The sequence below is a fragment of the Pseudomonadota bacterium genome (genome assembly GCA_016927275.1).
In the GTDB taxonomy this organism is placed as follows: Bacteria; UBA10199; UBA10199; order 2-02-FULL-44-16; family JAAZCA01; genus JAFGMW01.
The window spans coordinates 17,031-27,067 of sequence record JAFGMW010000004.1 but is presented as its reverse complement, the minus strand read 5'-3'; the positions used below and the strand labels follow the sequence as shown (position 1 = coordinate 27,067).

Sequence of the window (10,037 nt, the reverse complement as noted above, 5' to 3'; positions counted from 1 at the left end):
GAGCCAGAATTTGAGGCCCCTTTTTACAGCGTCATCGGAAAAAGGGTCCTCAAATTGTGGCGGCCTGCCTGCCGGTAGGCAGGGAGGCGCGCCCCTGATTCGGGACTCGGGACCCGTAAGCCTTACGCCCTACGCCTTACGCCGGTTGAAATTGGCGTAAGGCTTACGGCTTACGGCGTAAGGCCGGCTTTCAGCTTCGAGCTCCCCTGTCATCCCTTTGACGCCATGTCCTAAAATGCGGCTATTTTTACCCCCCCATGTTCAGGGCGCCGGTCGTTCACCCAGCAATATATCAAGTTAATCAATAGGTTATAAAACAGCGGATTATCCCGGACAAGGCACGGATATTGCTCATTTTTAGTCTCGTGCCTCATGGTGCATTTTGGGAGGACTATGAGCTTCAAGCGCCCAGGTATTAGGCACTGCGTGCTGATCGCAGCGGCGCTCCTCTGCAGCGCGGCGCTCTGCGTCGCGTGCGGCCACAGGGAAGAGGGCCCATACGACCTCATCCCGGGGGAGGAGGATTGGGGGGAGCCCGACCCTGAGACCCGCTTTGTCTCTGCAGAGATTGCGTCTGTGGGTCTTCATAAAATAGTGGTCCGGTTCGACAATATCATGAGCACCACTACCGTTGGGATCAGGGTGACAGATGCAATGGGCAACGAGATTCAGAGAGTGGACAAGGAATGGTCGCTCGATGGCTATGAACTCACTCTTCGGGGGCCCTTCGCCTTCTGTTCCAGGTACTACGTGACCGTAGCGGCCGGCGCACAGGACGCGTACAGCATCATCCTCGATCAGGATTTGACCATGCCGCTGGTGACCGGCCGCAATCCCCTCAATTTCGACCTCGACGACCGCTGCACCGCGGACGTCGCGATCTCGCCCGTCTTCGCAAGCACAGCCGCGCCCATGGACGGAGCGCTGATACCGGGCGATCAGATCGACAGAGAGGAGGCCCGTGAGCTGATGCGGCCTGCCGATATCGACCCGTCGCGCATGCTCTACGTGGACGGTTCCCAGTCATACGACGGCGCCCAGAGGATGGCGCTGATACCGGTGCTGGCCGACGGAGGGGCTGCGGTGCTGGCCAAGCTCTTCGATAGCTACGAGTACGACGAGCGGGGCCAAATCAAGGGCAGGCTTTACGATCTCAACATGTGGCACGAATACGACCCGCTCGGCGCAGACCCCACCGCCTGGCTCACGCACAGCGTGGGATTTTCCTCCTACGGAAAGATGCAGGGGCCCTTTGATGCGGGCGACGTGGACGGCGACGGCGTGAACGAACTGATTTTCTCGATCCCGTTTACGGTTTACAGCGGCGCAGTGCTGCAGCAGGTGCAGCTCATCAAGGGACCTGTCGCCGTCGGGCTGGAAGCTGCGTTCCCCGACCTGCCCGGCAAGGGCAAGCTGATCGGATCGCTGGAGGAGGTGCTGTCGCGCCCTGTGCCCATAGGCGACGTGGACAACGACGGCATGGCCGATCTGGCATTCATCCGCTATGAGGTGACGACGATCGGCACTTCAAGGAATTGGCAGGTCTGGGTTATCCACGGCAGCGCCAAAATGGAGGAAGCGCTGAGCCTCATAACCATGGACGAGATCAACGCCTATCCGGGGCGCAAGATCGTGGATGTGGACGCGGCCGACATGAACGGAGACGGGATATCGGACCTCCTGGTCACCGAGGTTGAACCGAGATACATAAGCGGAAAGTACGTCGAGATAAAGCCCAAGGTGAAGATATTCTTCGGCGGAGGATCGCTAAATAAGCTCTCTATGATCACGCCGGATTCGCAGGTCGTCTTCAGCACGAACAACCGGTGTGAGATAAGCGTCCGGGCGCTCGGCGACATCAGCGGAGACGGAAGGGATGACATGGGCATTCATGTGATCGAGAAAGACCGTTACGGAAAGGTCCTGGCCAACAGGGTTCACCTCTTCACGGGAAGATCGGTATGGATGGACGGCTATCAGATGTCGACGAACATCGGCGTGGCTTCGAGCGCCGTGATTGACCTCTCCGGCTTCGGGAGCGTGATCTGGGATGACCCGCTTCATGATCCCCGGACGGGCGACATCGACAACGACGGCTTCTTCGACTTCAAGGTCACGGCCCAGAGCGGGGACGAGCGGAACGTCTACTTCTTCTTCGGCAGGGACAGGTTCTCACAGACCGGCTGGAAGCTGAATCTCGACGATGCGGACGTGATATGGACGTTTGATGCGGATTGAAGCAGAGGCTGAGAAGCTAGAGGCTAGAGGCAGAGATGAAGAGACAGCTGCACAGGTTGATGGCGGGTGCGCTGGCGGCGATTATGGCCGCGGCGGCCCTGTGCGGCTGCGGCGGAGGAGCCGGCTTCGAGGACCCCGCGGGCATCGAGGGAGTGAGGGTCACCATAAGCGGCGGCTCGGGATCGAGGATAGGCATCGCTTCGCAGTTCAAGGATTTCAGCGGGAGCATGGACGCGATGGCAGGGACCTGCGCCATCACGTATTCGCCCGCGACCGACGTGAACGGAGTTCCTGTCGTGGAGCTCACCGATGACGGCTGGGAGGCGAGCTGCATCGCCGCCGGCAAGAGCCCCAACAAGTGCATAGCCTGCAGGACGATCGTGGACATCACCGGCTCGCGCTGCACCGCGCACTGCGAGGGCATGGTGCCCAACTCCCCGATCTACGAGGAAGACAGCGTGCTCATGCAGCTGCACTTCTACACCGAGTTTCTCACCCTCTACAGCAGCGACCCGGCCGAGACCCTCTTCCGCCAGGACGGACTGCGCGCAAATGTCACGGGCGAGCCGTGGCTCGAGGCGGACGCGGGGCTGGACGACCTCATTGACGCGGGCGGCGCAAGCTACGTGATATGCGACGGCACGGGCGGCACGATGAGCATGACCGCGGCCGATCCCTTCTCCGCAGACCCGCTAAACCGCGATTTCATAGACCCGGTATCGGGGCTGGACGACAGGACATGGAGGAAGAACTTCACGACCGCGGGGCTGGGCAACGGCTACTGCGTCGTCGAGACGGTGATCGACGCCGGGGTGAGGCTCGAGGGTGTGTCGGGCGGCGGCAGCGCGATCTTCACGCGCGACCCGATAATGCTTAACTCGACGTGGTGCAACGACCGCTATTCGTGCCAGGCCCTCGGATCGTCGGGCACGTGGGACGCGGATCAAATGGTCTTCAGGGACGCGGACGCGGTTGAGTTCTTCGACTCATCCGTGGGCGTCGACATATCGAGCATAACCGGCCACTACCCGCACGACATGAACGGCTATCAGGTCAACGAGGCGAACATAAGGCTCATGGCGCTGGAGCTCGCGGAGGGGCAGTCGCAGCCCGAGCTTCTGAATCTCGGCTACGCCAAGCCGCCCGACTCCTATTTCCACTTCGACGTCGAGTCGCCGCACAGCTACCAGATGCAGGGGATGGCGCTCATCATGACGAACCAGGTGACGACCGACAACCTGAGGCAGGACGAGCCGGTGGTGCTCTTCTTCACGCCGGTCTGCGCGCTGAGCGACGAGTTCTACAGCGAGGCTGCGATCGACGCATGCTACGACGTGACCGCCGAGAGCAACGTCGATCGGGATGTCTCCTCCGGCGCGCTGAATCTGTCCAGGGCCGCGTCGGGCTCGGCCTCGTTCGACATGAGAAAGCCGGTCAGCGAGGCTGCCGTGTACCAGGCCGAGCTGGATCTGCGAGTGGACGGGATGTCGCTCATGGGCGACTCGGTCATCGTCGCCATGGCCAACGCCGACGGCGAGGGCTACTACGTGGACCTCAACATGCACGAGGAGTGGAAGGGCTACGCCCTCACCTGCACCACTTACGTGCTTGAGATGATCGGCGGGAACCTCACCTGCATACAGTACTACACGCTGGACTGCTCCGCCGGGGTGGGGGAGCCGATAACGCTGAGGCTGGAGCCCTACTCCGGCTGGTACAAGGCGAGCGTGAAGCTGGGTGCGGGCGAGTTCCAGACCATAGCCGACAACCTCTACAACAAGTACTATACGGATCTCTATCTCCACGCGACCGCGGCGGTCGCGGACGGCAGCTCCATGCAGGTTGATCTGGAGAGGCTCGGCGCCATAGGTCTCACCGGCCGCGACGACGCGGTGGGCCCCAGCGGCATAGACTCCACCGGCTATATGCTCGAGCCGCTCCCTGTGTGGTGACCCAGCCAAGACAGAAAACCACCGAAGGGGTCAAGTCTTGACATTGGACAGCTTTGAGGTCCGTGAACGATAAGGCTTAACACTTCGATATTACTAACGAATAGCAGAAAAACTGAAACGAAGGGGTCAAGTCTTGACATTGGACAACTTCCAAAAGCTGTCCATTGTCAAGACTTGACCCCTTCGATGACCTTCGATATTTTACGGGTTCAAAAGGAGGTTCATATCAGAGGCCGCATCGTCTCCATATCGCTTTTGATCCTGTCCTTCGTTTCCATCTCCGGCGCTGTCCATGCGGGGAAGCTCGACCTCGCCCTGAGGATGGCGCTTCAGAGCCCCTCGGCCGCCAAGGGCATGCTCATGAAATCGGTCGCTGCGCCGGACGGGAGAGTGCTCGCCGAGGTGCTGATCAAAAGCTCCGACCGGCAGGGGACCGAGCTCGCCGTGACGGAGGCCGGCGGCAGCGTCCGCGCGCATGTGGGCGACATAATGACCGCGCGCCTCCCCCTCGCGGCCGTAGAGGGGATCGCGGCGAGGCCCGAGGTCCTCTCGGTCGAGGCGTCCAAGAGGCTCCGCCTCCTCATGGACACCGCGCGCTCGTCGGACAACACCAACGTGGCCGTTGTGCAGGAGGCAGGCTACGACGGGGCGGACGTGGTGGTGGGCCTCATCGACTCAGGGCTCGACTACTCGCGCTCCGACTTCAGGGACCCGGACGGCCGCACCAGGGTCCAGTACCTTCGCTTCCAGTCGGTCTCGAGCGACGGCACCATGACCGTCACCCAGTGCGCGAACGACTACATCGAGGACGGCGCGTGCCCGATCGCCGCGAACAACGACGCAGCGATCGGCCACGGGACGCACGTGACCGGGATAGCGGCGGGCAATGACGCCGTCTACAAGGGTGTTGCCCCGGCCGCGGACATAATGATGGTGCGCAACGACTTCAACGACGACATCAACGAGGGCGGGCCGACCAGCGGGACGTTCTCGGGCGGGGTGATCGACGGGGTCGTGGAGATATTCAAGAAGTCGGACATCCTCGACAAGGCGGCGGTGGTGAACATCTCGCAGGGCACCCACATCGGCGCCCACGACGACACATCGCTGCTCGAGCAGAGCCTCAACTCCGCTGTGGCGGGCGAGTATGCCGAGGGCGGGAAGGACTACGGCAGGGCCATCGTGGCGGCCGCCGGCAACGAGCACACGGTGGCGGCGGCGCTTGCGAACGCGGGGCTTGGCGCGTTCGACGGGGGAATACACGCGAACGTGAACGTGCCGAACGGGGGGTCCCACGGCTGGAGGCTCTGGATCGTTGACGCCGCGGGGCTGGCGGTCCCGTACCTGGCGGTGGACGCGTGGTTCGGCGCCGGCCAGGGCTTCAACTGCAAAGTGGCCGCGAACGCCTACCGCTACTCCGACGTCTTCGGCGCGAGCTTCGGCATCCCGCCGCTCCCGCCCAAGACCGACGCGGCGAGGATCGCGATACAGGACACGCCGCTCTCCTCCGACATGGAAGAGACGGCGGGGGACGCGGTCGCGGAGATGGCCATGGCCACCGATTCCTCGGACCCGAACAACTCCAGGCCCAGGGCGCTGATCCTCTACGGGCCGGCCGACGGCGCGGAGTGGGACGACCTCTCGGTGACGGGGGCTGGGAACAGCTCCTATTTCCTGGACGTGATCGTGAGGGCGGCCGGCGGGACCTGCACCGGAGACATCTGGATCGAGGGCGGCGGCACCTACGTCAACTTCATGGGCGGCATCACGGGCGGGGGCTACGACGTGGCCTCTGGAACGAACGGCGCCGCCTATTCGAGCAGGGACGGGAACAACGACTCCACCGTCTGCATCCCGGGCACCGCGTCGGGCGTGATCACCGCGGGCGCGTATCTGCAGACCAAGCCCGGTGCGGGGTGCCCCAGCTCGTCGTGCTGGACCGACCGCACCGGCGCGCAGCACGACGCGACCGACATAGGCGCACCCGATGCGGAGGCGGCGCAGATAAGCGGCGGCACGGTGCAGGAGCGCTCCCCCTTCTCGAGCATCGGCCCGCCCGCGTACTCGTACTCGGGCCGCAAGCCGGACATCCTGGCGCCGGGCGATCCGATAATCTCCGTGCTGCCCACGGGCTTGAGTTTGAACGATGCGCTGCTGGTCGCCACGCCGCACTACAAGAGCCAGGGGACCTCTCAGGCGAGCCCGCACGCGGCCGGCGTCGTGGCGCTGATCCTGCAGAGGAACAACACCCTCACGGCGGCCGATTTGAAGAAAGCGCTCACCGAGACCGCCACAAAGGCGGCCAGCCACAACAACAGGGACGGTTTCGGAAATATCAAGGCGGCAGCGGCGATCGCCTACGTCCCCGCCGACGCGTCCGGGTACAGCGGCAGGGGAAACCTCAACCAGGGGGACCTCGACGACGGCGGGGGCGGAGGGGGGTGCTTCCACACGATCGCGCCCGCCGCCGCCTCGCACTCGCTGCCGCAGCTTCTGCCGGTGCTGGCCGCCCTGGCCATCATCGCAACCAGACGACGAAGGGGTCAAGTCTTGACATTGGACAGCTTTGAGGTCCGTGAACGATAGGGCTTAACACTTTGATATTACTAACGAATAGCAGAAAAACCGAAGTGAAGGGGTCAAGTCTTGACAATGGACAGCTCTTGAAAGCTGTCCATTGTCAAGACTTGACCCCTTTGGCCGAGTGTGGGCAGGTGGAGGGCGTATGGCGAGGCCGCTTCGTATAGAATATCCAGGCGCCTGGTACCACGTTATGAACCGCGGCGCAGCGCGCTGCGCCGTGTTCACCGCGGATAAGGATCGCCGCAGCTTTCTGGAGCTGCTCGGCGACATACGCGAGATGTGGAAGGTGGAGATCCACGCATATTGCCTGATGGGCAATCATTATCACCTGCTTATCCATACTCCGGAATGCAACCTGTCGCGCGCCATGCGGCATGTGGACGGCGTCTATACACAATTCTACAACAAGGCGCACGGCCGCGACGGGCAGCTCTTCCGCGGCCGCTTCAAGTCCATCGTCGTCGACAGGGACGAATATCTCCTGGAGCTTGTGCGCTATATACATTTCAACCCCGTTAAGGATGGGCTGGCCCGCTCCCCCTCTCAGTACCCATGGTCCAGCCACAGGCAGTATCTCAATCTGGCGAAGAAGCCCGATTGGCTTGAAGTGGACGAGGTGCTCTCGCATTTCGGCAAAGTGCGCAAGCGTGCGGCAGAGGAGCTGGACCGGTTCGTGCGGGCCGGAGTTCCCGGGAATATCGATGAGAGGATGAATGCGCAGAGGCTACCGAGCGTGCTCGGCTCCGATGTCTTCAGGGACTGGATCAGATATAATTTTGTGGAGCGACTGAAGGGGCACAAGGACATTCCGGAGGCGCGGCGAGAGCTCAGAAAAGTGGTGTCGCTCAAGGAAGTCCTCAGGACGGTGAGCAACGTCTTCGACGTGCAGCCGAAGGAGATCGCCGGCAGAGGCAGTGGCCGGCGCAACGACGCGCGGGCCGCGGCGGTCTATCTCATGCGCAGACACCTGGGCGCCGGGTATCGCGAGATCGGCGAGGCCATGGGCGGCATGAGCGATCAGGCTGTGGCAAAGGCGATCGCACGGATAAGATCGAAGCTGGAGAATGAGGAGGATCTTTGCGAGAGAATCGAGGCCTGCTGCCGCGACCTGTCTCTTGTCAAGACTTGACCCCTATGAAATCGGGATTCGTGGCGATCATCGGCAGGCCGAACGTGGGCAAGTCCACGCTCGTCAACGCGATCCTGCGGGAGCAGCTCGCCATCGTCACGCCCAAGGAGCAGACCACTAGGCACCGCATCATCGGCATACTCAACGCCGAGGGATCGCAGATCGTCTTCCTGGACACGCCCGGCTTCCACCGCTCGCGCAAGCCGCTCAACAGGGCGATGAACGAGATCGTGAGCGCGGTGATGGACGACGCGGACGTGGTCTGCCTCTTGGTGGACGCGGCGTCGCGCGATCACGCGATCGAGCGCGAGCTGTTCGGCCGCATCGGCGCGGACCGCTGCGTGGTTGTGGCCAACAAGTCAGATCTCGTCGAGAGGTCGGGTTTCGAGGCGGCGGCGCTGAAGTTCCGCGACGAGTGGGGCGCCAGGGAGATGGTGTTCGTCTCGGCGCTCCGCGGCGACGGGGTGCCGGAGCTCGTCGAGGCGATAAGGGAGAGGCTGCCCGAGGGGGAGCCTCTCTATCCCACGGACAGCTACACCGCTCACCCGGTCCGGTTCCTCGCCGCTGAGATCATCCGCAAGCAGCTCTTTTTGCAGATGCACGAGGAGATACCCTACTCCGCGGCGGTGGAGATCGAGGAGTTCCGCGACCCGAGGGCCGAGGGGGAGCTGACGCGCATAGTCGCGGCGATCGTCGTGGAGCGCGAGTCGCAGAAGGGGATGGTGATCGGCAAGGGCGGGTCGCGCATAAAGGAGATCGGCACGCGCGCGCGCAAGGAGATAGAGGAGCTCGTGGGCGGCAGGGTCTTCCTCGACCTCTCGGTTCGCGTGGTCCGCGACTGGACGAAGGACCCTGAGAGCATAAAGAAGCTGGGATATGAAGGGGTCAAGTCTTGACAATGGACAGCTTCAAGGTCTACGCGTATAAGGACTTAATAATATGATATCATTAATAAAGAAGAATAAGTCGGAGATGGAGGGGTCAGGTCTAGACAATAGACAACTTCCAAAAGCTGTCCGTTGTCAAGACTTGACCCCTTCTTTTCTGCTTTTTCTTATCGCGATCGCACTGGTCGGGAATGCGGGGGATGTGTGCGCGAAGGGGCCGGAGGCCGGGCGCTCCGCGCAGGGATCCATCAGATACGCGTGGGCCGGCCCCTCGATCGACGGCGCGCTCTGGGGCATGGCGCAGGGCGACGTCGACGGCGACGGCGCCGTCGAGACCGTGCTGCTCGCGCGCCGCCGCATCCTGGTGGGCAGGATCGGCGACGCCGGCTTCGAGCAGGCGTTCGAGTGCCGCTGGGGGCCGGCAGCGGACGCGGCGCGGGTCTCGCTCGTCGACCTCGACGGCGACGCGCGCCTCGAGGCCGCGATCTCCGCGGTCGAGGAGGGGATGCCCTCTTCGCTCGTCCTCGGGATCGACATGGCCGCGCGCTCCTGCAGCGAGATCGCCACGCGGGTGCGGCGGTCGCTGCGCGCGGTCGAGCTGTTCGACGACGCCGGCGCGCCGCGCAGGGCGCTCGCGGGCCAGGGCTGGAGCCCGGCCGAGTTCTTCTCCGGCGCGGTGCGAGAGCTCGCCCTCTCGAAGGGGAAGCTCGCGCCCGGCCCCAGGATCTCTCTCCCGCGCCACACCGGCCTCTTCCAGTTCGCCATGCTCCCGCCGCGCGACGGCGCCGAGCGCTGCGCGGTCCTGCGCGGCCCCGCTCACATGGAGGTCCACGCCGCGGCGGGCAGGGGGAGGTGGAAGAGGGTGTGGCGATCGGGCGAGCGGCTCGGCGGGAGCGCCAACTTCCTCCCCGCCGAGCAGAGGCCGGCGCTGGATCAGGTCGCAAGCGAGCTCGCGGTCTTCGACATGTCGCCGGTGGCGCTCGGCGACTCGATCCTCGCCGTGAAGGCGGACATGCCCGCCCACGACATAGTCGGCACCGCGCCGTACGTGAGGGGCGCGGAGGCGGTGGAGTTCGCGCCCGACCCGGCCCTCGGCTATGTGGAGGGGCGCCGCACGCAGTGGATATCCGGCGCCGCGGTGGAGCTCATGGCCGATCCGGCGGGGCTGACCATGCTCGTGCAGGAGAGCGCCGGCGCCTTCGGAACGCCTGATTCCACCCGTCCGTTTCGATTCGACCTCTGACAAAG

Annotated in this window: 6 protein-coding genes; all 6 read left to right on the top strand. The window is 63.6% G+C overall.

Annotation, left to right across the window (positions count from 1 at the left end; all coding sequences use genetic code 11):
* Positions 1-393: 393 nt before the first annotated feature.
* The 6 genes from JXA24_00180 to JXA24_00155 all read left to right on the top strand — a co-directional run bounded on the left by JXA24_00180 (position 394) and on the right by JXA24_00155 (position 10,032).
* Positions 394-2,238: a VCBS repeat-containing protein gene (locus tag JXA24_00180; protein ID MBN1282176.1), complete on the top strand. Its 1,845-nt coding sequence runs from the start codon at positions 394-396 to the stop codon at positions 2,236-2,238.
* Positions 2,239-2,273: 35 nt separating this feature from the next.
* Complete coding sequence (locus JXA24_00175) at positions 2,274-4,190, top strand: hypothetical protein (protein MBN1282175.1); 1,917 nt, start codon at positions 2,274-2,276, stop codon at positions 4,188-4,190.
* Positions 4,191-4,511: 321 nt separating this feature from the next.
* Positions 4,512-6,776 carry a S8 family serine peptidase gene (locus tag JXA24_00170; protein MBN1282174.1) on the top strand — a complete coding sequence of 755 codons (2,265 nt, stop codon included), beginning with the start codon at positions 4,512-4,514 and terminating at the stop codon, positions 6,774-6,776.
* Between the two features lie 139 nt (positions 6,777-6,915).
* Positions 6,916-7,902: a transposase gene (locus tag JXA24_00165; GenBank protein ID MBN1282173.1), complete on the top strand. Its 987-nt coding sequence runs from the start codon at positions 6,916-6,918 to the stop codon at positions 7,900-7,902.
* Positions 7,903-7,907: 5 nt separating this feature from the next.
* Positions 7,908-8,798: a GTPase Era gene (era, locus tag JXA24_00160; GenBank protein ID MBN1282172.1), complete on the top strand. Its 891-nt coding sequence runs from the start codon at positions 7,908-7,910 to the stop codon at positions 8,796-8,798.
* A gap of 193 nt (positions 8,799-8,991) precedes the next feature.
* Positions 8,992-10,032 (top strand): hypothetical protein, encoded by a 1,041-nt coding sequence (locus JXA24_00155; protein MBN1282171.1) that lies wholly within the window; start codon positions 8,992-8,994, stop codon positions 10,030-10,032.
* The last annotated feature ends 5 nt before the right edge of the window (positions 10,033-10,037 follow it).

Coding starts and splice junctions, on each gene's coding strand:
- era (MBN1282172.1), top strand. CDS start 7,908: ATGAAATCGGGATTCGTGGCGATCATCGGCAGGCCGAACGTGGGCAAG.
- JXA24_00175 (MBN1282175.1), top strand. CDS start 2,274: ATGAAGAGACAGCTGCACAGGTTGATGGCGGGTGCGCTGGCGGCGATT.
- JXA24_00165 (MBN1282173.1), top strand. CDS start 6,916: ATGGCGAGGCCGCTTCGTATAGAATATCCAGGCGCCTGGTACCACGTT.
- JXA24_00170 (MBN1282174.1), top strand. CDS start 4,512: ATGGCGCTTCAGAGCCCCTCGGCCGCCAAGGGCATGCTCATGAAATCG.
- JXA24_00180 (MBN1282176.1), top strand. CDS start 394: ATGAGCTTCAAGCGCCCAGGTATTAGGCACTGCGTGCTGATCGCAGCG.